This is a genomic window from Streptococcus troglodytae (assembly GCF_002355215.1).
Taxonomy (GTDB): domain Bacteria; phylum Bacillota; class Bacilli; order Lactobacillales; family Streptococcaceae; genus Streptococcus; species Streptococcus troglodytae.
This window is the reverse complement of sequence record NZ_AP014612.1, coordinates 255801-281455: the sequence shown is the minus strand read 5'-3', so window position 1 is coordinate 281455 and position 25655 is coordinate 255801. Positions and strand designations below refer to the sequence as shown.

Sequence of the window (25655 nt, the reverse complement as noted above, 5' to 3'; positions counted from 1 at the left end):
AGACAACTTCATCAAAACCGAACCGTTATCAAGATAAAAGGTCATTAAACCTTTTAATTGTCAAATGGCAGATAAGTATCCAATTTAAGAATAAGGTGTCTGACCTTAAGATAAGCAAATAGTTTTATCCGTAAAAGCTCAACTAGAGTCGAAAGGAGGTAAATAAGGAGAGCCGTCCCTAAAATCAAAAAAGGAAAAAGCCATATAGGAGCAGTCACAAATGACTCAAAACCATCTTTCAAAAGAAATTTAACCAAAAGGGGATTTAGGTGAAAAAGATAAACTCCTAATGTTGCCGGTGCCATTCGTTGAATGATTCTAAACAATCTACCAGTCTTTTTAATATCTAAAGTGACAAAAAAGATAAAAATAGTCACTGCTTCACAAAGAAGAGTGGGAGAGGTATACCAGTACCAGATATCTCCAATAAATACTTTAGCTATAAAAGTCACTGCTATTGCCATTAAGCACAGAAAAAGCAAAAATTTACGACTGAATAAACGCTTCAAGTCAAGCCGCTTCAAATAAGCTCCAATAATGTAAAGTACACTCAGCCAATTCATACTAAAACCCTTAGCAAATGAAAATTCATCTACTTTGGTATTCAATAATGCAGGAAGAACAGAAAAGAAGATAATCGCTAAAAGGACAATATGTTTCAAATCCTTGGTATTAACTTTCTTAAAGCCAGATTCAAAATAGGCATAAAAATCAAGAGTCCAAAATAAGCCGTTACATACCAATATTGACCTGTGATAATAGGGAAGAAAGCCTGTATCCAGTCATGGTATGTTATAGGCTTTTGCAAAAAGTAAAAATAAGATAAATAATAAAGTATAGAAGAAGACCTGCAACCACAATGAGAGACATTTTGAATAACGATAAGGTGAATCAACACCGACATAACCACTAATCAAAGCATAGCAATTAACCGCACTATAGGCAGATACTTGAATTCCCCAGGTCACAAAATAATAAAGGTCAAAATTCTCTTTTACCGTTGAGCGAATGCCGCCTTTCCCCAAAACATGCGTCACCACAATCATAAACATAGCAAAAATACGTAAGCAATCTATTCCAGCATTATAAGGTAAACTTTTTATTTTTTCATTCTTCTTATTCATAATGCTTTATTTTAACATAGGAAAAAAGCGAGCGAGAAAATGTTTTCATTTTGAGAAACTTTGTTAATTGTCTTTCATAAATTGAAATTTTCCAATATCATTTTCTAAACAATCCTTATTTACATTCTTTTTTAATCCTGTATAATAAAGACAACGGATAAGTAAGTCCTTTTCTTTTGCAGAAAGTCTGCGGCAGCTGTGAGCAGATAGAGTGATTGACCGAAATTCTACCGTTATAGATGATTCCATCCAGTTTGCAAGGCTGAATGAGACAATCTTTATTAAGTGATTATCATAATTAAGAGCACAGTCATTGTGAAGCTGGATGGAACCGCGCCTAAGCTAAGCGCTCCAGCAAATCATAAACTGTGTTTTTTATAAAAAATAGAAAGGAAGGTTTGGTTAAGTAAGAGAACTTAACTGAACCTGCTCTATAAGCTGTGCAAAAAATAGTTTTTCCTAGAACGTAAGCGTTCGTTGCCAAAACTCCTATTTTGCTATGCTTGTTTGGGGCTTGGTATCTTAATTTATGTTAGACATTAAACGTATTCGTAACGATTTCGACCAAATTGCTGAAAAATTAGCAAAACGTGGGGTTGACGAAAAGATACTTCACAATCTGAAAGAACTTGATCTTAAACGCCGCCAATTACTAATCCAATCAGAGGAAGCTAAAGCTAAACGCAACACTGCCTCTGCTGCTATTGCGCAAGCTAAACGTAGTCAAGAAGATGTAACAGCGCAGATTGCTGATATGCAAACATTATCTGCTGAAATCAAAGCACTTGATACCCAACTAATCAAAATTGATGAGCAATTAAAGACACTTACAACAACTCTTCCAAATATTCCAGCAGATGACGTTCCTATTGGAGCTGACGAAGACGAGAATGTTGAAGTTCGCCGCTGGGGAAAACCACGTCAATTTGATTTTGATATCAAAGCGCACTGGGATCTTGGCGAAGAGCTTAATATTCTTGATTGGGAACGCGGTTCTAAAGTAACTGGCTCTCGTTTTCTCTTTTACAAAGGTTTGGGAGCCCGCCTAGAACGTGCTATCTATAATTTCATGCTAGATGAACATACTAAAGAAGGTTATACAGAAGTTATTCCACCTTATATGGTCAATCATGATTCTATGTTTGGCACAGGACAGTATCCAAAATTTAAAGAAGATACCTTTGAATTGGCTGACAATGATTATGTCTTGATTCCAACTGCTGAGGTGCCGCTAACCAACTACTACCGTGGTGAAATCATCGATGGCAAAGAGCTTCCTATTTACTTTACAGCCATGAGCCCTTCTTTTCGTTCGGAGGCTGGTTCTGCTGGTCGTGATACACGTGGACTTATCCGTCTCCATCAATTTCACAAAGTCGAAATGGTCAAATTTGCCAAGCCAGAAGATTCTTATAATGAATTGGAAAAAATGACAGCCAATGCTGAAAATATCCTGCAAAAATTAGAACTGCCATATCGGGTTATTACCTTATGTACTGGCGACATGGGCTTTTCAGCTGCCAAGACCTATGACTTGGAAGTCTGGATTCCCGCACAAAATACTTATCGTGAAATTTCATCTTGTTCCAATACAGAAGATTTCCAAGCACGTCGTGCGCAAATTCGTTACCGTGATGAAGCCGATGGCAGGGTGAAACTTCTTCACACCCTAAACGGTTCAGGATTAGCTGTTGGTCGTACCGTTGCTGCCATTCTTGAAAACTACCAAAATGCAGATGGTTCCGTGACGATTCCTGAAGTACTTCGTCCTTATATGGGCGGCACTGAGATGATTGTTCCTTAACTGGTCACAAAAAGAAAGTAACTGATTGCAACAATCTTATTAAGTTAATCCTTAATACTATATATAAAACATCATCTGAATGAACATCAGCAACATTCGTTCATTCAGATGATTTATTTTTTAGCGTGCTAAACAATAATCAAATTATAGGATTGCTATCTACTTATTATGAGGATTTTGTGGTATACATACATCACTCCCATTTGTGGCTACTCATAGTATAGAAAGTAGAAATTAAATATAAGAGATGAACTCTTTACAAGGGGCATAAAAGGCCTCAGTTTTTATCTGATAATACCTTTTGACAAAAGCAACATTAGAAATAGAAAGATTGAAGCCCAATAGTTCTTTGAATAAAGAAATCTCTTCTATGAGTAATAATAACCTGAATGCTATGTGAGAGACGTTAGGTTATTAGATGTAATATACAGTCATCTCCTTAAAGATAATTTAACACACAAAAAAGGACATCTACCATTTAGTGTAAATAGTAGATGTCCTTACCTTAATTGTACAAGCAACTTCTTCTTGTATTCAAAAATAAAGGTTTAACGAGTACTGCAGTTGAGAATCAACCAAATCTGCCAGTTTTATTCACAAGCAGTTGCACCTTGAAGGATACCACCAATTGCACCATAGGTTCCACCAAGTAAAGCAACTGATGCTGCACTAAGACCCCAGTAAGCTACTGCTCCCCAACCAATTGGACCGGTAGCCATACAAACAGCCCTAGTTGCAGCACCATAAACCGTAGCGCCAGCAAAAACACGATCCCAATTGACTCCGCCTTCTATACCGGCAAGCATATCATCTAACTTTTTATTTATAGTTACTATATTAAGTAATTTTAAGAAAAAATCAAGAAAATTTAAGGTTCAGTATAGATGTTTAATATATTTGAAACATCTAGAGCATTTTTCTTTAAATTAAAGTAAAATATAATTCTGATAACACTAAAATTAAATTTAAAACAGTTCAACTTCCTTTTCTTTCGACTCTAAAACTAACAGAGAAAGAACATGCTCTTGTTTCCCACAGATTTAACGAGACTTTACGATTAATCACAAAGAATCAAAATAGAGCTTACTATGAAAAATAAGGTGCAGATGAATGCAGCCTTTTTATAAATTAAATAAAGTAATGATATCAGTAAACGACGACTACAGGATTAAAGTATTTTAATACTTGATAAATAGCATATACCAAATCAATAAAAAGATAGAGTAATTAGACATGTTAATCACTACCATAAAATGATATTGTATGCACCTAATCTGAGAGCTTCATGAACAGGATTACCGCCAGTTCCAGAAAATATCACCCAATTTATCGCTAAAGACAGATTCGTCTGCACTTGGCCAGCCACAGCTTCCACCTTCAACACCAGAAAATAGATCCTTATTCATAAAACCCTTTTCATTTTTAGTTTCTTGCCTAGTTGCGCAATTAACATATCTAGTATAACAACTTGTTTTTGAAATGGAGTAAAGTATCCTAAATGATAAAGAAAAGAATAAAATACGTTATAAGATTTTGAACTACTGAGCAACAAGTATCATGCAATGCGTCACGTCATATCTAACCTTTTAAACGTTTAACTTTAATAAGGCATCGCGAATAAGTGATAATATTTGTGTGATAATCTTATTGAGTGTGAGTGACTTTTTACTTGTTTTGTCAGCTATCGTTTGAGAAAAATCTGATTTTTTTGCTATTGGAGCAGGTGTTCCCCCTCCTTTTTGGTTAGGTGCAGGTTCACCGCTTCCTGGAACAGCTTTAACCTTCTCGTCAATAACTTTGGTGTTCTCTTTATCTGTATTTGGTGCTTCTGCAGGAGCGATCCCATTATTTTCAGATTCAGGTTCTTTTTTCTGGATTGTATGACTATATAACTTGTTATACAGGTTTTGTTCCGTAATACCGCTACCTACCCAACCAGATATTAACTGACCTTTATCAATATATAAAGTAGTTGGAGTAGCAAACATACCTACCTTTTTAGTGAGAAATTCCTTGGCTGCAACCGTAAAATCGTCCCTATCTGTATTATAATAATAAAGTTGAGAACCTATTAAACCATTAAATTCTTTTAAAATTGGAGAAAAATCCCGACAGTAGTGACAGGTGGGACGACCGATATACAAAGTGTAATCGTTCTCTGAATCATCAAACATGTGATAAACATCTGCCATACTGACAGCTTTGAAATTAGCAACATTTGCTTCGTATTCTTCAACGGAAACTCCTTCTGATACTGTATTCTTGCTATCTGATGTTTTTTCAGTTGATGAGCTGGTATCCACCTCTTGTTGAGGCGGCTGAGAATTTTCTATAACTTGGTCAGATATCTCCAAAGAAGTTTCGCGAACACTATTTTCATCACTGCGTTCGCTCTTATTCTCAGAAGAAGTAACTGTCGAAGCAGTCGTTGCTGCTGGTGCTACTGTTTCCTGAACAACAGTAGCATCAGCACTTTGAGTTTCTGTTGTGACTGCAGGTGCAGACACTTCCGTTTTTTCTATTCCCTGAGGAGTTTCCTCCTCTGCATAAGCAACACCAGCTGCTAGTAATAATAGCGAGACCGAACATAATAATAGTGTTTTATAATATTTCATTGTTTCCTATTCTCCTTTTATGATTAGATTTAGCTTTAGCTTTATTCTTTAAATGTTAGAAACTAGCTCAATCTGTTATTTCCTAGAATCCAAAAAAGTTCAATTAATTATCATATTCCCAAACAATAGCTTCATACTATTCCAAAGAATTATTTTATAGGTCTTTTATTTTCGTTTTTGCCTTAATATTTCTAAAACAATTACTACTAATCATATGTATTTTTCCTAATGATAGCTGCTGATATAATAACGTATCAATATAAAAGTAAAATGTCGCAAAGGTAATAAGCAATCAAGTATATTTCTTTAATTTTAGAATAGATATTATCGTTATTTGGAAGAATCCCGAAAAAATAAATACAGAAGATAGAACTCTGCGCAAATCAAGGTTAAACTTACAAAAATATCAGTACTGCGAAAAATTCCAACTATCCCTAATATCATAAAAATAGCTAAACCTACTTTAGTTCTCATTGCTCTAACCTTTATCAGCAAAAACTAACTTCCCGCTGGCAATTGCACCGGCTGTCATGACAACTCCAACTCCAACAGAAATCTCCAACTGCTGCTAAGCCACCATAAATACTTGCTCCCACAAGGGTAACACACCTAGGATCTCGACCGACTTCTTGGATATTTCCCAATGCATCATTATTCAATATTTTAAAATTATTATATTGTTTTTCCATAGTAAGAGCCCCTTAATTATTTACATAAAGCAAAGCTCCATAATATCGAAAGTGGGTTGACCTACTATAGATATTATAGAGCCGTTTTTTCATTTTTTCTTCCAAAGACTATAAGCTAAACCAATAGCTAGACCAATCAAAAGGTATAATATATTAGACATATTAATTACCTCCAACAAATTTATCGTATGCATCTAAGCCACCAGCTATTCCAAGGACTCCACCAACGGGGTTACCACCTGCACCAATGAGACCACCTACGCCACCTGAAAAACCAGCTTTATCGGCTCCTTTCCAACTACATCCCCCACCTTCAATAGCTGAAGGTACTTGACTATCCATGACGTCAAATTGTTCCAATACGTGTGTATCCATATGATAAACACCCCTTTTTCATTTTAAATATTGTCTAGTTGTGCAACCAACATCTTTAGTATAACAATTTATTTTCAAAATGGAGCAAAAATATCCTAAATGGTAGCTATTTTGTCCTAAACGGTAAAAAATGCCAAATTTCTATCAGAAATTGACAAATTGCCCCTTCCTGACAAATTAGCAGCTTTGCCTGTACCGCATCAAGTTAGATATCTATGAAAAACGAAGTTTTTTTAGTTCTCATCTACTTTAATCAGCTTCTTTCAAAATTAAAATGATAAACAGGAAAAGAAAGACTAAAATGAATCTTAGACAAAAAATAGTTTTAGAAGATAGCAAAGCTTTTATCCCGAATAAAAGTAAGATTAGCAGAATCTTTAGTATTATCAACAAAATGTACCTATCCTTATTTTGTTTTTATCTTGCTGTATTCTCTAAAAACGCCAAATAAAAACAATAGCATACCGATAGATGCAAACACCATCTGCCAAATGTTATTTGAAGTCAAAAGAACCTTAACTCCTAAAAATATGATTATCAAAGCAAAAGGTACTACTAAATACTTTTTCATGGCTTACCTCCAAACATATTTTCTATAATTTTTCAATCAATTTACTAAAAGCAGAAAACTACTGCTCCGATCAGCGCCTCATTAATTATTCTTCATGGATCACCTACAAGAGGTATATTCTAATGCTATAGCGGTAACAACGCCCATAGGAGAACTACTCTATTAGTAATAATATCAAATTTAAAAATAATAATATTGACTTAAAAATTTTATTGTTCTCCTTTTATTATAGAGCGTAGATTTACTTTTTAATAAGTAATCCTGTTACTTAAACTTTAGAAGTTAGATTAATCAGTTATTTCTAAAATCGAGAATAAAACCAATCAATCATCATATTCCAAACAATAGAATAATACTATTCCAAAGAATTATTTTACAGATCTTCTGACCTGCACCCAAAAAGTTGGACAGAAAATCTAACGATTGGGGTGTATTTGATGAAATTAACGTACGAAAATAAACTCAAAATATATGAGCTGAAAAAGAATGGGATGTCGTGGTCCCAACTTAATCAAAAGTGTGGTGTGAGTCTGTCTAATCTCAAATATATGGTAAAACTCATGGATCCGTATGATCTTGAAAGAGTTAGAAAAGGCAACAACACTTACTATCCCCAGAATTAAAGCAGGAAATGATTGATACACTCCTGAAAGTCCAATTAATTAAAGTAAACTCTAATCAGTGGATACTTCAAGAAAATTACTTTACATTAATAATAATTTTTAACAATTGTTCCTATTCATCATTATATTGCCTGAAAGTAAAAACTGTTTAGCGTCTCTTATGCAGTTTAATAAGTTCAATTAGATTCCAGATGATAACAATAACTAAGAGTATATTTACAATAATTAAAGCAGTGCGCTGAGTCGTATCATTAGTTGTAACTGCTCGGTAAGAGCACACTAATAGAACTAAAAACGAAAAGACAGTCACGGCGGTTTGAGTTTGATACTGAGTAAATTGCTGTTCTGCTATAGGGCGTTGGTTTAGTTCTTTATAGGCAAGATAAGATACTAGGAAAACCAATAAAGACAGTATTCCAAGCGGAAACCAGAGCCAAATAGAACTTTTACTATCTATCATATGGAAACAAAGATCAAGAGTCAAAAAACCACTAAGAACAGCACCTAACCTAAGAAAACGTAATACTCTAGAACTGCATTTTGATAATCTCATTAACTTACCTTTCTACGATAGTTTATGCTAAACTAGTTCCCATATAAGGGTAAATATGCGACCTATAATTATTCTGAATTTTTTATTAGTGCGGAAAAGCGATATTTAAACCTGCACCAACTACTCCACAAGCTACAAGAGCAGCTGGAACAACGTAGACCCCCGTACTTGCGCACGCAGTTACACCCTTTGCTGCACCATAAGCACCTGAAAGGAATGTATCAGCAGCTTAACGGCTTCCACCAATTGTTTGAGATAATTCATCTTTTGTTAAATCATTATAACCATTCACATCAAAATTCATAATATTTTCCTCCACATTCATTTTGCTTTATCGCCTTAAAACTCCCCAACCAGCAGTGCAATACTGAGCCCCTAAGATAGCTCCCCCAACTGTTCCAACAACTGGAAAAGCTGAACCAATCATTGCTCCCGATCCTGTACAAATGGCTAGAGCTGAAGCAAATTCACCAAAACCTGGTTTACTTCCACCTTCAACAGCTGAAAGTGCTTCATTATCCATTACGTCAAATTGTTCAAATGTTTGTGTATTCATATGATAAATACCCCTTTTCCATTTTTAGTTTTTTGTCTGGCTGCGCAACCGACATCTTTAGTATAACAATTTATTTTCAAAATGGGGCGAAATATCCTAAACGGTAGCTATTTTGTCCTAAACGGTCATTTTTGATGTTCTGAAACTACCATTACCAGCTAATTTTACATTATGTGTCCTAAGGAAAAGATTACTTTTTCAAGAAAATCCATGATTTTTTCATAAAAAATAGTATACTAATTATAGTCAAAAAAAGGAGATATAAAATGAAAGAAACACTACCATTAAAAAATGACTTTAAAGAAATTAAGACTGATGAATTAGAGATTAGCATTGGCGGAAGCGGAAGCCTACCAACATTTTCCGACTGTTTAACAGAAGTTTTACACAAGCTTTGGGAAAATAAGATAGACTAACATTAGAATAAAACAAGGCTGGATTTGTTATTCCAGCCTTTTTAAATGTAAAATAAGAATACAGGGTTAAATAATCAAGTGTGCTGTCGTGGATGAAAGGATAAAACTATCTCTTAGAGAATAGGCCTCCTCTATTTCATTATTAGGATTTGCTTGAATAAATGATGATGACTGCTTGTTTGTAAACTGGTTTTGGGATAATGTTCAAGAATATGATTCACCTTTGCTAAACCAATACCGCGATTGGAGCCCTTAGTGGAATAGTTTTCTTTAAAAATGTTACTCACATCTATTTGTTTTTCTTTGGTGGAATTCTGAATGATAAAGACTATGTTGCCATTTTTCTTAAAAAAGGCTAACTGAACTTTAGGTTTTGGTGATTCGAGAGCGGCCTCAATAGCATTATCGCACAAGATAGAAAGTATGGTAATGAAATCAAGCAACTGCAACTCCATCTCAGGCAGCTGTATTTGACTTGAGACTTCTACATTGACAGCAATTTTTTTATTCTGAGCTTCTAAGATTTTTGCTGACAAGATACCCTTGACAGCATCGTTTTGGATATTAGCTAGATGGCCGATATTATAACGGGTATCCTGCAATTGAGGTCTTGTTTTTTCTAAAACCTGATGGTAAATCTTTTCAATACTAGCTAAATCTTTATTTTCAATGCCTAATCTGAGGCTAGTTAAAATATTCAGATAATCATGGCGGAAACTTCGAATATCCTTGTAAAGAGATTCTATCTGCTGACTATACTGGGTGATATTTCGAATCTGAGCTTCCTTTTGTGCCATTATCTCATTTTGAACCTTTTGTTTGGTATATTGGCTTAAAAATGAGATCAGAATCAAAAATAAAATAAGATAGACAATAACGACAAATTTACAAAATTTTAAAGTCGGTATCACATTATAACTCTCTATAACATACAATGCCTGTATTAAAAGGTAGTATAGAAGCATAGTAATATTCATTGGGATCAAGCGTTTTTTGACCTTCATCTTGGTCAAACTATCTTTAAGTCGACCAATATCAACATTGAACACACTTAGAAAGAGGTAACTTAGCGCTATTCCTGCAAACTCGATCATATAGGTGGTTATAATGCTACTGCCCATTACAATTCCTTGATTTCCATCCAAGATAAAGAATATGATTGCCCGTCTAAACAAGTCAGAACTGGCAACAGGCAGCAGACCATAAAATATATTTAGAGAAAGACTATTCTGTCTATTAAGATAAATTGATAAAACTATAAAATAAAGAGGCTCTGCAGGATAAAACAGGTTTACATTTACCATCGTAACAGCAATCATTATCAGAAAATTGCTTATCGAAAAAAGAGTTAATTCCTTTTTCGATAAAGTGACATTACTTACCTTAGAAAATAGAAACAAGAGAAATAGAACGGTTAGATAAGTTAATAAACCATTTGAAAGTATCATTAAGGCTTCATTCATTTTGCTCTCCTTTGATCAGCAATCACAGCTCTCAGTTTTGTTAACTTAGTTCGTGAAATAAGACAAGACTTATTATTTCGAAAATAGGCCAAGCGTTTTTTCCGATCAATACGGGTAATATTGGCAGGATTGACAATAAAAGAGCGATGGCACTGAAAAAGTCTCTTATCCATTTTAATAATGTCAGACATACTACCATAAAATTCAATCCGTTCATCATAAGTATAAAGGCAGAGCTTATGGGCTGTTGAAGATGTTTCAAAATACAGAATCTCAGCAAAAGGGACCTGAAACTGAGTTTCAGATGAATGGAAAATAAAAAGTTCCTCTGATTGACCATTCTTCTGGCTGTTTTCCATAGCATAATACAGCGCTGATACAATGCGGCTGGAGAACTCCTCAGGATTCAAAGATTTATCAATAAAATCCAAAGCAGATACCTGATACTGAAAAGTGAGGGGCATAAACTCAGAATGTGTCGTGACAAAGACAATAACCGCACTAGGATTATGCTGTCTAATCTGATTAGCTACTTCCAGTCCTTTCTTTTCCTCTTTTTTGATTTCAATATCCAAAAAGAAAATCTGGTGACTGCCCTTTTCTGGGATAGTATCAATAAGTTGTTGTGGTTTTCCAAAAATAGTCAATTCTTTATAAGACCAGTTTTTTTCTTCCATAATAGCTGCAATGGTGGTTTCAAGACGTCCTTGCTGTAAAAAATCATCTTCCAATACAAAAATAGAAATCATTATTTCTCCTTTAACTTCTGTTTATGTTAACTGATTAACACTATACACAGAAAAAGGTATAAAAAAAATATCACTCAATAAAATCTACTAACTTAATAACCCTACCCTACTTATCTATTCGCAATACAATCAGGTGATTAAGCATTTTTCATTCATTCTAGTGATAATAAACATTTTGCTAACCGCAAAAAAAGAAAAGTTTCTTCTATAAATATGAACCACTGTAAATTATGTTTGATTATATCACAGTTCTCTAAAACTGTTAACCACTTTGCCTCACCTATACTATTTTCAAAAAAGTGATAAGCAATAGATATAGTCTTAAGCCCTTGAAGATAACAAATCAATCCTAAAGAAGATTTTTTTGATCATGTTCAGCTCTTTCGAAATGTTTTATGCAGCAAAAAACGACTGATTAACAGCATTACTGCTTTTTTTCTGTTAATCAGCCGTTGTCAATTGATTTTATAATTATTTTCTCTTTCTGCTGGATTTGACGACAGTAATAATACTTGGTAGTAAAGTCACAAAAACAATGGCCAAGATAATAGCAGAAAAATGTGTTTTAACAAAGGGAATGTTACCAAAAAGATAGCCAGATCCTGCAGCAATCACTGTCCAAGACAAAGCAGCTATAAAACTGCGTTTAATAAAAGAAAGCACAGGGAATTGACTAAGACCAGCTACAAAAGGAACAAAAGTTCTGATAATCGGGATATAACGTCCTAAAATGATAGAAGTTGAACCGTATTTTTCAAAATAAAGCTCAGCATCTTTGATATTATCTTCCTTAATAAATTGACTGAAAAATTTGTGGTGAACCAAACGATGACCAGCCGTACGACCGATAAAGAAATTACAGGTATCTCCAACAAAAGCAGCTATGAAAAATAAAATACCAAAAAACAAAACACTAAAATGCATCTTAGGATTGGCCGCTAAAGCACCTGCTGCAAATAAGAGGCTGTCTCCCGGCAGAAAAGGAAGAATGACGGCACCCGTTTCCACAAAGATTACTAAAAAGAGAATTAGGTAAGTCCACGGGCCAACGGCATTAGCAATACTATAAATATAGTTGTCAATATGTAAAATAAAATCAATAAAAAACATCACTTTTTCTAATAATCCTAAATCCTTTTAGACTGCTGTTTAATACCTATGAGTTAGCTGCTCGATAATATGGCAGCAATTTATCAAAGCCATGAGCCAATTGATCAGTCAGTGTAACTAGATCTAATCCCTCTAATATAGGTATGTCATACTTGACCAAAACTTTTCGAACCCGACCGCTGGCAACTTTTTGCCGTAACATCTGACGATAAGCTTCTGTTCCTGAAACCCGATGACTTTCACCTTTCTCTTGAGAAAAATAATAAAGCGGTTCAGCAATCGGTATATCTAAAACTTTATGCTGTTTAGCCAGAGTCGCCTTTGATTTTTTACGTTCAATAAAACTGACCTCTACTGAAATACCAAAATCAGCTGAATTCCCATAAAGCCTGATGGCAAGCCCAACATCGTCCTGACTGTCTTCAGGTTGTTTATAGTAACACCAAAAATGCGGTCTGGCAACCTGTGCCTGATTAGCCCAATTACTAACACGTATCATCTCAAAAGGAGCAACTTTAAGAGCAAGCATCTTAGCTATCTCTGTAAATTCAGCACGCGCAGATTGTCCTAAGGTTTTCAAAGCTATCATTTCTTCAGCCAAGGGACCAGCCTTTTCTGGTTTAATATACTTAAAACCTTGCTGTGTCAAATAAGCTTTTAGATTTTCAAACATTTTTTCCTTTCCATACAGCTTATCTATGCTTACCTTATTGTTAAAAGCCTAAAAGAAAAGTAAGAAAGCAAAGACTGCTTTATTTTCGTTTCCTTGCAATCAAGCGGATAGGGGTTCCCTCAAAGACAAAAGCTTGGCGAATTTGATTTTCCAAAAAACGCAAATAAGAAAAATGCATCAGCTCTTCTTCATTAACAAAAATAACAAAGGTTGGCGGCTTGACCGAAACCTGTGTTGCATAAAAAATTTTGAGGCGCTTTCCCTTATCTGTCGGTGTGGGATTGATTGCCACAGCATCCATAACAACATCATTTAAAACAGCTGATGGAATACGGGTATTTTGACTTTGGCTAATTTGTTTAATCATGTCTGGCAATTTATGCAGTCGTTGTTTGGTAACTGCTGACACAAAAACAATGGGGGCATAGGGGATATATTGAAAATTGTCACGAATATCTGCTTCCCATTGCGCAACAGTACGTTTATCTTTCTTAATCGCATCCCACTTATTCACAACGATAACGATCCCTTTACCAGCTTCATGAGCAAAACCAGCGATGCGCTTATCATATTCACGAATACCTTCTTCGGCATTCAACACCATCAAAACAATATCTGAACGATCAATCGCACGCATGGCACGCATAACAGAATATTTCTCTGTATTTTCATAAACTTTACCTGACTTACGCATCCCAGCTGTATCAATCATGGTAAATTCTTGGCCTTCTTCATCCGTGAAGGTTGTATCAATCGCATCACGGGTCGTACCAGCTACTGGTGATGCTATAACACGATCTTCTCCTAAAATAGCATTGATTAAACTGGATTTACCAACATTGGGGCGTCCGATCAAACTAAACTTAATAATGTCTGAATTCTCTTCTTGCGCTTCTGTCGGTAAATTGTCAACGATAACATCAAGAATATCTCCTGTACCAATACCATGAGCAGAAGAAACAGGATAAGGATCTCCCAGTCCCAAGGCATAGAAATCATAAATAGCACTGCGCATTTCAGGATTATCAACTTTATTAACAGCTAAAATAACCGGCTTGTGTGTCCGATAAAGAATCTTCGCCACATATTCATCGGCATCTGTGATACCTTCTTTAGCAGATACCACAAAAACAATCACATCGGCCTCTGTCATAGCAATATCAGCTTGATGCTTAATCTGTTCCATAAAAGGGGCATCAACATCGTCAATACCACCTGTATCAATGATTGAAAATTGGCGATTAAGCCATTCCGCATTTGTATAAATGCGGTCTCTTGTTACTCCTTCAACATCCTCAACGATGGAAATACGCTCACCAGCTATACGATTAAAAAGCGCTGACTTGCCGACATTTGGACGTCCGACAATAGCAACTGTTGGTAAAGCCATTATTTCTCCTTCTTATCTTCTATTTTCACCTTCAAGGTGAATTTCTTTTGCTAAATAACGAATACGCTCCATCACACGCTTAGCCTGCCAAGTTTCATCGCTCCCTTTTATATTCGCTAATTTCGCCTCTAAATCCTTAAAACTATAATTAGAGGTAAAAAAGGTTGGCAATTCTTCTAACATCCGATATTGTAAAATAACCTGCAGAACTTCATCACGAATCCAAGAAGTGCTTTGTTCAGCACCAATATCGTCAAGAATCAGAATATCAGCCGTCTTGACAGCATCAATTTCTTCCTTAACCGTTCCTGTGTTGATGGCATTCTTGACATCAATCGTAAAACTCGGAAAATGCAGCAGCGTCGTTGCAGCTCCTCTTTGTTCTGACAATTCATGAGCCATGGCTGCCATGAGGTAAGACTTGCCAATTCCCATATCACCATAAAGATAAAGTCCTTTTTGCTCAGGATTTGGATACTGCTCCACAAAATCAGCTACCATTTTAAAGACATCTAGTCGCTTGACATCATCAAGATTGATATCATCAAAGGAGATGTTCTTATAAGATCTCGGTAAACTAACCACATTAATCCGGTCAGAAATCGCTTGAGTCTTCCTGGCAGCAATCAGTTCTTTGGTCTCTTTATAGGCGACATCTGCATAACCTTCATTCATCACAAGAAGCGGCTGGTAGCCCTTGGCAATATAGGCTTGATCATGATTTTCAAAGCGAGTACGCTCTAAGCGATATTGATTAAATTTAGGTAAACTAATTTTAATTTGTTCTTTCGACAGGTGGTAAGCAGCAATAAAATCAGCAATTTCCTGATCTGATAAAATGGCCTGAGTCATTTTTTCTGTATCATACTTATGGTTATCTTTTTTAGCCAATGTCTGTCCAATTGTTTCCACTTACTCACCACCCTTTCTCAATCTTGCTAAAGTTTTGCGTTTAATCTCGTCTAAACGAGCCTGCTCATCTGCAGTTGTTTTATTTTGATAGTCTTGATTGCTCCATTCAGGAACATTGCTTCTTGAGCTTTCTTTTATTTTTTTCTGATTTTGCTTTGTTTTACGTTCGGCAAAACTACGTAGTTTAAGGACTGCTTTTTCTGCACTGTCTATCTTTTGAAAAGCAAAATCATTCGCAATTTTCATGATATAAGTCTTGTTAATATTAGCTGTACTTGTTTTATCAAGAGTATACAGCAGCATAATATTAATAACTTCATCCAAAAAGCCCATCTCTGCAAGCTCTGCTAACAGGCTGCGTTCATCCTTTGTAATAGCAGCATGTTTTGTTTTTTTTATTTTAGCAAGGAAAACTTCAGCTTTGTCAGCTTTAGCCTCTTCTATAATAATTTGTTCCTTTTTAGAAAAAGAGTTATCTGCATCAATATGGTCCCTTTGTTCTTGTTTAGTCTGCATACGTTTTAGAGAAATTCTATAATTGCTAGCAGTTTCTTTAGCTAAAAGATAGGTCTCATACCAAGTAAGCTGATATTTCTCAGAAAGGATGTACAGCGCAATAACATCTGTTTGTTCATCAGTAAATTGCAAGTTATCTCGTATCATTAAATCCTTAAAATGATCTAAGTCAAAATCCGTCTTACTCTTGGGTATTTTCAAATCGAGTTGACCTGCAGCAGTAAAAACTTCAGAAAATTGTTTAGAAAGGTCTTGAGCTTCTCGGGGAAGATATAAATCCAAATGTTCAACTGCAACTTGTCCAATTTTTTGTTTTAAAAGATTGCGATAAACAGCATTTTTTAGAAAAGTTTCTGCATTTAAAGGAGCTTTTAGTTTAATGTAATAAAGATTTTCTTGCCGATAAAAAGCTAACAAGTCCATAGCCGTCAGTACAGATAAAGCTTTCTCAAAACAAACCATTCCAAATTGAGTATGATTGAGAATCTCACTAAATTTGTGTTTCTTTTCACCGTTATCAAAAAAACTGACAAAATATTGATAAAGCCCAGCAGCATCACTGCCAATAATTGGAAAATAAAGGCGCATCAAACTATTTGTATCAGAAGTCAAATAATTTTGCTTGACATAGAGAAATTCATCAATCGGTTTCATCTGCTTTTCTCTTTTTCTTACTTCTTACACGATTTGTGATTTGCTGCAGGAGAGCTTCAATCTCATCAACATCTTTGAAACTGCGGTAAACACTAGCAAAACGAACATAGGTAATTTCATCAAGTTCTGCCAACTCATCCATAACTAAATTCCCAATGACAACGCTAGATACCTCACTATCATAATCACTGCGAATTTTTTGTTCAATATCATTGACAACTTTTTCAATAGCACTACTAGATACTGGACGTTTTTGAGCACTTCTGATAATACCATTGAAAATTTTATCACGAGAAAATTGCTCTCTAGTGCCATCTTTTTTTACAACTAAAAGCGGTAATTCCTCAATTCTTTCAAAAGTTGTAAAGCGGGTATGACAATTTTCACATTCCCGACGGCGTCTAATGGTGTTTCCTTCCTCAGCTTGACGGCTATCAACAACACTGGATTTTAGATAATTACATTTTGGACAACGCATGAAAACACCTCAATTCTAAGACTCAATTAATACTTTATTTTACCATATTTTTCATCATAACAAAAGAAAATGAAATGAGTCTTTATATTCGCTACAAAAGCTTGACTGAGGTGAAAAAATGTAACTAATCGTGAATTCATATAGTCTTTTATGTCTATTTGAAATAAAAACTTAAGCAACGGCTAAAATCGTTGCTTAATCATTCATTTTTAATGATACCTATGAGATCCAATTTCTAATCTTACCGCACATCATGGTTGTAACCGTTCGCCTTAAGCAGTCCAGAACAGACTTAACTTGTTGAACCATTTAACAAAAGTTAGCCCCTATTTAAAATAGCAATTGAACCACTTCAACAGACCTAGACATTAATTATTTTCGCGAATGATATACCCCATGCCGCGGACAGTCTGAATATAACTTTCTTTACCGGGAACATCAATTTTCCCACGAAGATAGCGAATATAAACATCGACAACATTAGTTTCAGCTTCTTGATCATACTTCCAAACACGGGCCAAAAGCTCTTCTCTAGTCATGACTTGATTGACATTTTCTACAAGAGCATTTAATAAATCAAATTCACGCTTAGTTAAAGGAATTGTCTCACCATTTCTAATGGCAGCTCGGTTATGAACATCTAATTTCAAATCACGGTAGGTAGTGTCATTGTTAGAAGAATGCTTAGCTTTCTCAATATCTTGACGACGAAATATGGCACGAACACGAGCTAGTAATTCTTCAATAGCAAATGGTTTAACGATATAGCCATCCGCTCCACGATCAAGACCAGTCACAATATCCATAATGGAGTCACGAGCAGTGATAATAATAACATAAGTTGTCTTTTCCAATTGTAAACGACGAATCACTTCATAACCATCCATCTCTGGTAACATTAAATCAAGAAGGATGAGATCGAAATCTTTTTCAAGTGCCCTTTCCAGTCCAGAACGCCCATCATATGTCACTTCAACCTCATATCCTTCATGCTGTAATTCTAAAGAAACAAACTTTGCAAGTTTTTTTCATCTTCAATAATTAAAATGTCCTTAGCCATATACTCCTCAACAAAACTCTAACATTTTCTATAATAATTTTTAATTAAATAAAACTTTTATAATCAAACTATAAATTCTAAGCAACAAACTTATTACAGTTCTATAACATCATTGTTTTTTATTATTATAATGGGAAACTCCTTATGTTACCAAGGAAAAACAAAATCTATCAAAATCTTTTAGGTATTTTATTTTTCAAAATAACCCATTAGTTTTTTCATTATACTATTTCTAGTTTCATTTTTCAATGGGTAGAGGACATCTTTCTATACTTTTTCTAAGAAAAAAATTTGATTTATCGAACAATTTGAAGCTTTGAAGCTATTTTTAACATCACTTAAAAAGAAGGTCTATTTCTCATCAAATAGACCTTCTAAAGCTGCAAAAGGGCTGCTTTTTTCTTTCTTTTCTTTTTGTAAATTTTGATATTGCTCTTCACTAAGAAGACTCCAATTTTGCCCAGAAGGTAAACTTTGTTCCTCTTCCTCTTCTTTAGTCAAGACTTTTAGAGGAATATTGAGTAAAATATTATCAATAACACTTTCTTCAAGGTCAATCCCATCATCTTCTAAAATTAAAATAAGATCCTCATCCATGAAATCTTTTTTGACTTCTAGCTGACTATTTTCGACAAAAACTTCATTAATGAAAAAAGTTTTCTTTTGTGCAACAGGTTTCATAGAACGGCTAGAAGGTAAAGTGATGATGTAGCTTAACTCGTAGTTTAATAAATAAAAGCCATCATCATAAGTCACTTTTCCTTTAGCAAAGACATCTTTTAGAGCCAATACGTCGGGATTTCGTTGTTGCACAGCTTCCTCAATGTCTAATTTCTCATTAAAGGAAATACCTTGTGCCTGCTTTTTGATATCAATAACATTAAACATTGACTTTTTCTCCTATTAATTCTACTGGTGATAAAAACGCGTTTGAATTATTATATCAATAATCTCTTGACTTGTCCGAGGAGTTTCTTCATCAAACCAAGTATAGATAATAGAAACGACACTCATCGTCAACAAATCTAAAATGTAATCTTTAGGAATATTAAAATGTTGATCATTTTTGTCAATATTTCCAACAATAAATTGTTTGATGAGATTAATCAAACGTTGTTCAAAATTTTTGTCTCCGTTTTTTCCAATTAAAATTTGAAAGATAGCATAATTTTTTTCAACATAAGCAATAAGATAACGAAGTTTACTTAAACCACTGTCATAAAAAAGGTCATCTTGCAAATTTTCTTCAATGACTAAAAATAAGTTCTCTTCTATTGTCCTAATAAAATCGTTTATATCCAAATAATGCAGGTAAAATGTCCCTCTAGAAACTCCTGCCTTTTGAGTTAGAGCAGACACGGTCAGTTGACTCAATGGCGTCTCTTTTAAAAGGTCCGCTAAGGCCTCCAGAAGATAAGATTTCGTATTTTCTTTTTGGTTTCATAACTAGACATATTAACCTCTTGCCAAATAAACAGAATATTTATTTTTGTTCATTGAAATTGATATACTGTATAGTATAATCTACTGCATCAATAAATTAACATAAAGGAGAAAGAAATGTCAAACCTTATTAGCTTAAAAGATGTTTATAAAATATATAATGAAAATAAAGAAGACGAGGTCCGTGCCAATAATAAAATCAACTTTACGATTAAAAAGGGGGAATTAACGATTATCGTCGGTAATAGCGGTGCTGGGAAATCAACCCTGCTCAACATTTTAGGCGGTATGGATCAAGCGACTCGCGGACAAGTTCAGGTAGGAGAGAAAAATTTAACAGACTTATCAGAAAGAGAACTTACAACTTATCGCCGCTTGGATGTTGGTTTTGTGTTTCAATTTTATAATTTAGTTCCCAATTTAACAGCTCTTGAAAATGTTGAACTAGCCAGCGAAGTTGTTAAAGATGCCCTTGATCCAAAAGACGTCTTAGACAATGTTGGCCTTGCCAAACGAACAAACAACTTCCCAGCTCAATTGTCCGGTGGTGAACAGCAGCGTGTTTCCATTGCCCGGGCAATGGCCAAGAATCCTAAATTACTATTAGCAGATGAGCCAACTGGTGCCTTGGATTATAAAACAGGTAAACAGATTTTACAACTCTTTCAAGAGTACGTCCGTACAACTGAGAAAAATGTTATTATCGTGACTCATAATTCAATGATTAAGCCGATGGCTGATCATGTTCTTGAAGTATCTGACGGGCAAATCAAGGCAGACTATTACAATAAGAAGCCAATTCCTATTAAAGATTTGGAGTGGTAATATGAAAACATTAACAAAAAATATCTTCCGTACATTTAGACGGACTTGGACACGTTTTTTATCGGTAAGCTTATTGATTGGTCTTGCTATTTTTGTTTTTGTTGGGCTCTTCTCAGCTGGGCCTGATATGCGGCAAACCGTCATCAGTCAATTTAAAAAAGAGAATTTAGCTGATGTTCAGGTTATAGCCAGTGATAAATTTACCGATGCTGATAAAAAGACACTTAATCATATCCATGGTATTCGTGCAATTTCCTATGGTAAGCAGACTGATGCTGAACTGGCTGACAAGGGTATTCATATCATCAGCAATCCTAAAAATATCTCAACTTTAACAGTTATCAAAGGGCGGCTAGCAAAATCTAACGATGAGATCGCCATTGGCGAACAATTCCATAAAAACATTGGTGAGTACATTACGCTTAAAACGAATAACTTGAAGATAAAAAAAGTGAAAATTGTCGGTATTGTCCGTACATCTGAATTTATGTCTAAAACTAAGTTAGGACAAACAAATGTTGCCGATGGAACCTTAAGTTACTTTGCTGTTATACCTGACTCCAACTTTACGATTTCAGACAATCTTGCACGTGTCACTTTTAAAAATACCAAACACAAGAGAGCCTATACCAAAAACTATTCAGATACTGTCTCTGAAAATATCGAAAAATTGGAACGCGTCACGCAAAAGCTGACTAAAAAGAATCAAGAACAAGCTTTAGCAGATATTTCAAAACAAGAAGAAAACCTTAAAATGGCTGAGGTAACGCTCAAACAAAAAGAACTTCAACTTAAAGAAATTGAGGTTCAACTCAATGCAACTGCCCACACTGCAGCTTCTTATCAAGCTCAACTTCAAATAGCTAGTCAAAGCGCTCAGCTTCAACAAGAAAAGGATAAATTAAAAAAGCTTAAGACAGATTTAGCTCAAAAGAAAATAAACTTGAATAAGGCAAAAAAACAAGTTAGCCTTTTGAACATTACTGTTCAAGAACGCTCTCAGTTTGCTCATGGTTACTCTGATTACGGCAGTTCAGCAACACGAATGGATGCCTTGGCACTCGTACTTCCCGTTATTTTCTTTGCTATTTCGCTTATGGTATCCTTTACCACCATGAGACGCATGGTAACAGAAAAACGTATTGAATTGGGGACACTGAGAGCTCTTGGTTTTACTAGAAAAGAGGTCATGAGGGAGTATATTCTCTATAGCACAGCAACAGCGATTTTGGGCACATTCTTTGGAAGTTTATTGGGAACCTTCTTCCTACCAAGCAGAATCTACAATATTTTTGCCGATGGTTCTTATCAGCTAGGTAACATAACCTTTGTCTATAACCTCCCTCTTCTTCTAATTTCACTGGCGCTTTCTCTTATGAGTACACTCTTTGCAGCCTACTGGGCAGCCAGACAAGAGCTCAAGGAAAAACCAAGTAGTCTTATGCTAGCTAAACCACCAGCGATCACCAATAAAATTTTTCTGGAACGTCTTACCTTTATTTGGAAAAAACTTTCCTTCTCAAATAAAGTGACACTTCGTAATGCCTTTCGTTATAAATCGCGTATGTTTATGACTATTTTTGGCGTTATGGGGTCTATTTCCCTACTGATTTTAGGAATCGGCATCAGGGATAGTTTGATAGGACTTGTCCCCAGCCAATACGAGCATATTTCAGCTTATGACATGATTGCAGTTTACAATCCTAGTTCTTCTGATGTGCCTTCTTACCAAAAGATTATTAAGAATAATGCCAATCATGAGCTTGCTATTGGCTATGAGACCTTTTACGCTAACTCCAAAGATCTTCTTGATAGCCAATCTATCCAAGTTTTCACTGCTAATAACTTTAAAGACTATATCAAGTTAGATAAAGAGCCAACGGCAGACGGTGCTATCTTGTCACAAAAATTAGCACATGCCTTTCATTTAAAAGTAGGTGACAAACTGACTGTCAAAAATAGTGAAGGGAAATCGTATCACATTAAAGTCGCAGGCTTTACAACAAACTATGTTGGCCATATGATTTATATGAAACCAAGTTACCATGAAAAAGTCTTTCATGAAAAGTATGAAAACAATGCCTATTTGATTAGAACCAAAAAGAATATCGAAAACCTAGCAAAAAAATCAATAAAAACAAGGCGAGTCTAACCATTGTTAAAAGCAAAGTTCTTCGTCAAACAATCAGTGACTTCCTAAACGGCTTAACTAACATTATCTTAATTATTATTTTTGTTTCTATTATGCTAGCTTTTATCGTTCTTTACACTCTAACAAGTATCAATGTCGCTGAGCGGGAAAAGGAATTAGCAACCATCAAAGTTTTAGGCTTTTATCAAAAAGAAGCCCTCATGTATATCTTTAAAGAAACCTTCCTTCTGACAGCTATCGGTATTTTATCTGGTTTAGCTCTAGGTTACTTCATTCATAAATACGTTATGACTGTTATTCCTCCTGAATATGTCATGTCAATTCCCGGTATCACTTGGACTAATATCCTTATCTCATCTGGATCTGTTCTCTTCTTTACTGTTATTGTTATGATTATTATGAATCGACACATTAGAAAAATTGATATGTTAGAGGCTTTAAAATCAGTTGATTAACAAGAAAAAACAAACTGGGAGCAATTGTTTCCAGTTTGTTTAATGATAAAGCTTTAGCAAAGACTCTAATATGAGAAACCTTCTCATCCAAAGTTAAAACTTATAGAGTCCCTGATTTTGAACACTGATTTCTCTCTACACTTGTTCCAAACGTCTAATTCTATCAGCAATTGGCGGATGAGTATAAAAAAGGTGCTTTAAACCCGATTTTTTCTTAGGATCATTGATATACAGCGCAGCACTGGCATCATCAACAGGGTGAGCCATGGGCTGAGACTGTTCTAATTTTTGCAGAGCCCTAATCATTCCTTGCGGATTGCGCGTTAGTTCAACAGAACTGGCATCTGCCAAATATTCTCGCTGACGTGAAATCGCTAATTGAACCAGACTGGCTGCCAAAGGAGCTAAGATAATGGCCAGAAGAGAAAAAATAAGAAGGATAATCTGCAGGTAACCGCCGCCTTCATTATCATTAGAACGACGGCTTCTGCCACCGCCAAACCACAACATTCGACCGCCTATACTCGAAATCAAGGTGACAGCACTAGCAAGAGCAACAGCAATAGTTGAAATGCGAATGTCATAATTTCTGATATGACTAACCTCATGCCCAATAACGCCTTCTAATTCTTCACGATTCATAATAGCTAAGAGTCCAGTGGTTGCAGCCACTGCAGCATTTTGGGGACTGGATCCTGTAGCAAAAGCATTGAGCGAAGGATCGTCAATCACATAAACACGAGGCATAGGGATTTGTGCCACCATAGCCATATCCTCAACAATATGATAATAGTCTGGCATTTCATCTACTGTAATCTCTTTGGCATTATTCATAGCCATGACAATATTGGTTGACTGAAAAATCATACTAAAAGCATAAATAAAGCCGATAATCAAAGCAATAATCATTCCGCCTACCAAACTATCCAACCAGAGATAACCGACTGCCGCACCAATGGCAGCTAAAAGCATAAAGAAAACAATCAGAAGAACGATTGTTTTTCTTTTATTGCTAGCAATTTGATTAAATAGCATGACACACTCCTAAGCCATATCTCCAAAGTCCACTTTTGGCACTGATTTTTCTTCTTCAGGTGCTTCTAAAAATTCCTTAGCCTTAAAACCAAATAAACCAGCAATAAGATTACTTGGAAAGGTTTCTAACTTAACATTGTAGTTAGCTGTGGTGGAATTGAAAAGTTGACGTGAATAAGAAATTTTATTTTCTGTATTTGTCAGTTCTTCTTGCAACTTAAGAAAATTTTGGTTTGCTTTGAGATCAGGATAACTTTCTGCAACTGCTAAAATACTAGCCATTTGTTTTCCGAGAGCATCACTAGCTTTCATAGCTTCATTAGGCGTACTGGCATTGGCTACCTTACTGCGCAGTTCGGTTACTTTTTCTAAAGTGCTTTGTTCATACTTAGCGTAACCTTTGACTGTTTCAAGCAAATTAGGAATCAAATCATTGCGGCGTTTCAACTGAACATCAATCTGACTCCAAGCCTCTTGCGTTTGCATACGGCTTCTTACAAGGCCGTTATAACCGACAATCACCCAAATCACAAGAAGGATGACAATAACTAAAATAATCCAAATCAACATGTATTATTCTCCTTAAAAATTCTTCTTACTATTATATCAGAAAAAGAAGATTTATGTTAGAATAAATGATGATATAAAGGAGACATCATGACCCCTGAAGAATTTTACCAAGCTTTGGCCAAACTTCACATCAATTTATCTGATAAACAAAAAGAGCAATTTGACCTTTATTTTAAATTATTGGTGGAATGGAATAATAAAATCAATCTTACTGCCATTACTGAGGAAAAAGAAGTCTATCTTAAACATTTCTATGACTCTATCGCACCACTTTTAGCAGGTTATATTCCTAACAAACCTTTGAAGATTTTGGACATCGGAGCAGGAGCTGGTTTTCCCAGCCTGCCAATGAAAATTATTTATCCCCAGTTAGATATCACTATCATTGACTCACTGAATAAGCGTATCAAATTTCTTAATTTATTAGCGGATGCTTTAGGACTTGACAAGGTTCATTTTTACCATGGCAGGGCTGAAGATTTTGGACAAGATAAGAATTTTCGAGCTCAATTTGACCTTGTTACGGCCAGAGCTGTTGCTCGTTTGCAAGTGTTATCCGAACTGACCATCCCTTTTTTAAAAGTCGGCGGTCAATTGTTGGCCCTTAAGGCTAGTGCTGCTGACGAAGAATTAAAGGCTGCTCAAAATGCCCTAAATTTATTGTTTAGTCAAACGGTCAATAGTGACAACTATCAGCTTCCCAATGGAGATGGACGTAATCTCACTATTATCACTAAAAAGAAAGAAACACCGAATAAATATCCACGTAAGGCCGGAATACCTAACAAAAAACCCTTGTAGTTCGTCTTGTAATCAATTTCTGAAATAAAAAGGCTCTAGAATG

The 25655-nt window shown here is 35.2% G+C and carries 20 protein-coding genes and 7 pseudogenes; 6 read left to right on the top strand and 21 right to left on the bottom strand.

Translation table 11 applies throughout. The annotated features are described in order from the left end of the window. Window positions 1-53: 53 nt before the first annotated feature. A pseudogene (locus tag SRT_RS01470) lies at window positions 54-1124 on the bottom strand (acyltransferase family protein). A gap of 529 nt (window positions 1125-1653) precedes the next feature. Here SRT_RS01470 and serS point away from each other — a divergent pair. Further along, a complete protein-coding gene (gene serS, locus SRT_RS01460; protein WP_128832800.1) occupies window positions 1654-2928 on the top strand; it encodes a serine--tRNA ligase in 1275 nt (424 codons plus the stop codon). 590 nt (window positions 2929-3518) lie between these two features. Here serS and SRT_RS01455 read toward each other — a convergent pair. The 5 genes and pseudogenes from SRT_RS01455 to SRT_RS10390 form a co-directional block, all read right to left on the bottom strand. Then, window positions 3519-3734, bottom strand: coding sequence for a hypothetical protein (locus SRT_RS01455; protein ID WP_128832799.1), 216 nt, complete (start codon window positions 3732-3734; stop codon window positions 3519-3521). Between the two features lie 780 nt (window positions 3735-4514). Beyond that, complete coding sequence (locus SRT_RS01450; RefSeq protein WP_128832798.1) at window positions 4515-5543, bottom strand: DUF6568 family protein; 1029 nt, start codon at window positions 5541-5543, stop codon at window positions 4515-4517. A gap of 478 nt (window positions 5544-6021) precedes the next feature. Beyond that, window positions 6022-6232: pseudogene (locus SRT_RS01445) on the bottom strand (Blp family class II bacteriocin). Window positions 6233-6394: 162 nt separating this feature from the next. Further along, window positions 6395-6607: a Blp family class II bacteriocin gene (locus tag SRT_RS01440; RefSeq protein WP_128832797.1), complete on the bottom strand. Its 213-nt coding sequence runs from the start codon at window positions 6605-6607 to the stop codon at window positions 6395-6397. A gap of 406 nt (window positions 6608-7013) precedes the next feature. Then, a complete protein-coding gene (locus tag SRT_RS10390; RefSeq protein ID WP_128832796.1) occupies window positions 7014-7178 on the bottom strand; it encodes a hypothetical protein in 165 nt (54 codons plus the stop codon). A 437-nt stretch (window positions 7179-7615) separates the two neighbouring features. Here SRT_RS10390 and SRT_RS10540 point away from each other — a divergent pair. Beyond that, a pseudogene (locus SRT_RS10540) lies at window positions 7616-7827 on the top strand (IS3 family transposase); the annotation flags it as partial. Window positions 7828-7949: 122 nt separating this feature from the next. Here SRT_RS10540 and SRT_RS01425 read toward each other — a convergent pair. Both SRT_RS01425 and SRT_RS01415 read right to left on the bottom strand, forming a co-directional pair. After that, the gene (locus SRT_RS01425; RefSeq protein ID WP_128832795.1) at window positions 7950-8354 is read right to left on the bottom strand and encodes a hypothetical protein; all 405 of its coding nucleotides are present in this window, start codon (window positions 8352-8354) and stop codon (window positions 7950-7952) included. A gap of 331 nt (window positions 8355-8685) precedes the next feature. Beyond that, window positions 8686-8910, bottom strand: coding sequence for a Blp family class II bacteriocin (locus tag SRT_RS01415; RefSeq protein WP_128832794.1), 225 nt, complete (start codon window positions 8908-8910; stop codon window positions 8686-8688). A 266-nt stretch (window positions 8911-9176) separates the two neighbouring features. Between SRT_RS01415 and SRT_RS01410 the strand changes: the two are divergent. Continuing rightward, a pseudogene (locus SRT_RS01410) lies at window positions 9177-9316 on the top strand (ComC/BlpC family leader-containing pheromone/bacteriocin). A 141-nt stretch (window positions 9317-9457) separates the two neighbouring features. Here the strand turns inward: SRT_RS01410 and SRT_RS01405 are convergent. From SRT_RS01405 to SRT_RS01355, 11 genes and pseudogenes are all read right to left on the bottom strand, one after another. Next, the gene (locus SRT_RS01405; protein WP_128832793.1) at window positions 9458-10789 is read right to left on the bottom strand and encodes a sensor histidine kinase; all 1332 of its coding nucleotides are present in this window, start codon (window positions 10787-10789) and stop codon (window positions 9458-9460) included. Further along, window positions 10786-11538 (bottom strand): response regulator transcription factor, encoded by a 753-nt coding sequence (locus SRT_RS01400; protein WP_128832792.1) that lies wholly within the window; start codon window positions 11536-11538, stop codon window positions 10786-10788. The genes SRT_RS01405 and SRT_RS01400 overlap by 4 nt, the downstream gene beginning before the upstream one ends. Before the next feature lie 471 nt (window positions 11539-12009). After that, window positions 12010-12648 (bottom strand): VTT domain-containing protein, encoded by a 639-nt coding sequence (locus SRT_RS01395; protein ID WP_128832791.1) that lies wholly within the window; start codon window positions 12646-12648, stop codon window positions 12010-12012. Window positions 12649-12694: 46 nt separating this feature from the next. Then, window positions 12695-13321: a ribonuclease P gene (locus SRT_RS01390; RefSeq protein WP_128832790.1), complete on the bottom strand. Its 627-nt coding sequence runs from the start codon at window positions 13319-13321 to the stop codon at window positions 12695-12697. Window positions 13322-13400: 79 nt separating this feature from the next. Continuing rightward, window positions 13401-14711 carry a ribosome biogenesis GTPase Der gene (der, locus tag SRT_RS01385; protein WP_128832789.1) on the bottom strand — a complete coding sequence of 437 codons (1311 nt, stop codon included), beginning with the start codon at window positions 14709-14711 and terminating at the stop codon, window positions 13401-13403. Between the two features lie 12 nt (window positions 14712-14723). Then, a complete protein-coding gene (gene dnaI, locus SRT_RS01380) occupies window positions 14724-15623 on the bottom strand; it encodes a primosomal protein DnaI (RefSeq protein WP_128832788.1) in 900 nt (299 codons plus the stop codon). Continuing rightward, window positions 15624-16793 carry a DnaD domain protein gene (locus SRT_RS01375; protein WP_128832787.1) on the bottom strand — a complete coding sequence of 390 codons (1170 nt, stop codon included), beginning with the start codon at window positions 16791-16793 and terminating at the stop codon, window positions 15624-15626. Then, entirely contained in the window at window positions 16780-17271 is a 492-nt protein-coding gene (nrdR, locus tag SRT_RS01370; protein ID WP_128832786.1) for a transcriptional regulator NrdR, read from the bottom strand. Before nrdR ends, SRT_RS01375 begins: the two co-directional genes overlap by 14 nt. 368 nt (window positions 17272-17639) lie before the next feature. Further along, window positions 17640-18331 (bottom strand): annotated as a pseudogene (gcrR, locus tag SRT_RS01365) (response regulator GcrR). 351 nt (window positions 18332-18682) lie between these two features. Continuing rightward, complete coding sequence (locus SRT_RS01360) at window positions 18683-19219, bottom strand: DUF177 domain-containing protein (RefSeq protein ID WP_128832785.1); 537 nt, start codon at window positions 19217-19219, stop codon at window positions 18683-18685. Next, a pseudogene (locus SRT_RS01355) lies at window positions 19212-19785 on the bottom strand (TetR/AcrR family transcriptional regulator). Before SRT_RS01355 ends, SRT_RS01360 begins: the two are co-directional and overlap by 8 nt. Window positions 19786-19891: 106 nt before the next feature. On the opposite strand from SRT_RS01355, the gene SRT_RS01350 reads away from it, so the two are divergent. After that, window positions 19892-20599 (top strand): ABC transporter ATP-binding protein, encoded by a 708-nt coding sequence (locus tag SRT_RS01350; protein WP_128832784.1) that lies wholly within the window; start codon window positions 19892-19894, stop codon window positions 20597-20599. A gap of 1 nt (window position 20600) precedes the next feature. Beyond that, window positions 20601-23206 (top strand): annotated as a pseudogene (locus SRT_RS01345) (FtsX-like permease family protein). Between the two features lie 135 nt (window positions 23207-23341). On the opposite strand, the gene htpX reads toward SRT_RS01345, so the two are convergent. Together htpX and SRT_RS01335 are read right to left on the bottom strand one after the other, a co-directional pair. After that, complete coding sequence (gene htpX / locus SRT_RS01340) at window positions 23342-24241, bottom strand: zinc metalloprotease HtpX (RefSeq protein ID WP_128832783.1); 900 nt, start codon at window positions 24239-24241, stop codon at window positions 23342-23344. Window positions 24242-24250: 9 nt separating this feature from the next. Further along, the gene (locus SRT_RS01335) at window positions 24251-24811 is read right to left on the bottom strand and encodes a LemA family protein (RefSeq protein WP_128832782.1); all 561 of its coding nucleotides are present in this window, start codon (window positions 24809-24811) and stop codon (window positions 24251-24253) included. Window positions 24812-24898: 87 nt separating this feature from the next. Here SRT_RS01335 and rsmG point away from each other — a divergent pair, with 87 nt between their 5' ends. Beyond that, the gene (gene rsmG, locus SRT_RS01330) at window positions 24899-25612 is read left to right on the top strand and encodes a 16S rRNA (guanine(527)-N(7))-methyltransferase RsmG (protein WP_128832781.1); all 714 of its coding nucleotides are present in this window, start codon (window positions 24899-24901) and stop codon (window positions 25610-25612) included. Window positions 25613-25655 lie beyond the last annotated feature (43 nt).

Bases quoted from the DNA above. Each gene is read 5' to 3' on its own strand.
- serS (WP_128832800.1), top strand. From the start codon at position 1,654: ATGTTAGACATTAAACGTATTCGTAACGATTTCGACCAAATTGCTGAA.
- SRT_RS01455 (WP_128832799.1), bottom strand. From the start codon at position 3,734: ATGCTTGCCGGTATAGAAGGCGGAGTCAATTGGGATCGTGTTTTTGCT.
- SRT_RS01450 (WP_128832798.1), bottom strand. From the start codon at position 5,543: ATGAAATATTATAAAACACTATTATTATGTTCGGTCTCGCTATTATTA.
- SRT_RS01440 (WP_128832797.1), bottom strand. From the start codon at position 6,607: ATGGATACACACGTATTGGAACAATTTGACGTCATGGATAGTCAAGTA.
- SRT_RS10390 (WP_128832796.1), bottom strand. From the start codon at position 7,178: ATGAAAAAGTATTTAGTAGTACCTTTTGCTTTGATAATCATATTTTTA.
- SRT_RS01425 (WP_128832795.1), bottom strand. From the start codon at position 8,354: ATGAGATTATCAAAATGCAGTTCTAGAGTATTACGTTTTCTTAGGTTA.
- SRT_RS01415 (WP_128832794.1), bottom strand. From the start codon at position 8,910: ATGAATACACAAACATTTGAACAATTTGACGTAATGGATAATGAAGCA.
- SRT_RS01405 (WP_128832793.1), bottom strand. From the start codon at position 10,789: ATGAATGAAGCCTTAATGATACTTTCAAATGGTTTATTAACTTATCTA.
- SRT_RS01400 (WP_128832792.1), bottom strand. From the start codon at position 11,538: ATGATTTCTATTTTTGTATTGGAAGATGATTTTTTACAGCAAGGACGT.
- SRT_RS01395 (WP_128832791.1), bottom strand. From the start codon at position 12,648: ATGTTTTTTATTGATTTTATTTTACATATTGACAACTATATTTATAGT.
- SRT_RS01390 (WP_128832790.1), bottom strand. From the start codon at position 13,321: ATGTTTGAAAATCTAAAAGCTTATTTGACACAGCAAGGTTTTAAGTAT.
- der (WP_128832789.1), bottom strand. From the start codon at position 14,711: ATGGCTTTACCAACAGTTGCTATTGTCGGACGTCCAAATGTCGGCAAG.
- SRT_RS01375 (WP_128832787.1), bottom strand. From the start codon at position 16,793: ATGAAACCGATTGATGAATTTCTCTATGTCAAGCAAAATTATTTGACT.
- nrdR (WP_128832786.1), bottom strand. From the start codon at position 17,271: ATGCGTTGTCCAAAATGTAATTATCTAAAATCCAGTGTTGTTGATAGC.
- SRT_RS01360 (WP_128832785.1), bottom strand. From the start codon at position 19,219: ATGTTTAATGTTATTGATATCAAAAAGCAGGCACAAGGTATTTCCTTT.
- SRT_RS01350 (WP_128832784.1), top strand. From the start codon at position 19,892: ATGTCAAACCTTATTAGCTTAAAAGATGTTTATAAAATATATAATGAA.
- htpX (WP_128832783.1), bottom strand. From the start codon at position 24,241: ATGCTATTTAATCAAATTGCTAGCAATAAAAGAAAAACAATCGTTCTT.
- SRT_RS01335 (WP_128832782.1), bottom strand. From the start codon at position 24,811: ATGTTGATTTGGATTATTTTAGTTATTGTCATCCTTCTTGTGATTTGG.
- rsmG (WP_128832781.1), top strand. From the start codon at position 24,899: ATGACCCCTGAAGAATTTTACCAAGCTTTGGCCAAACTTCACATCAAT.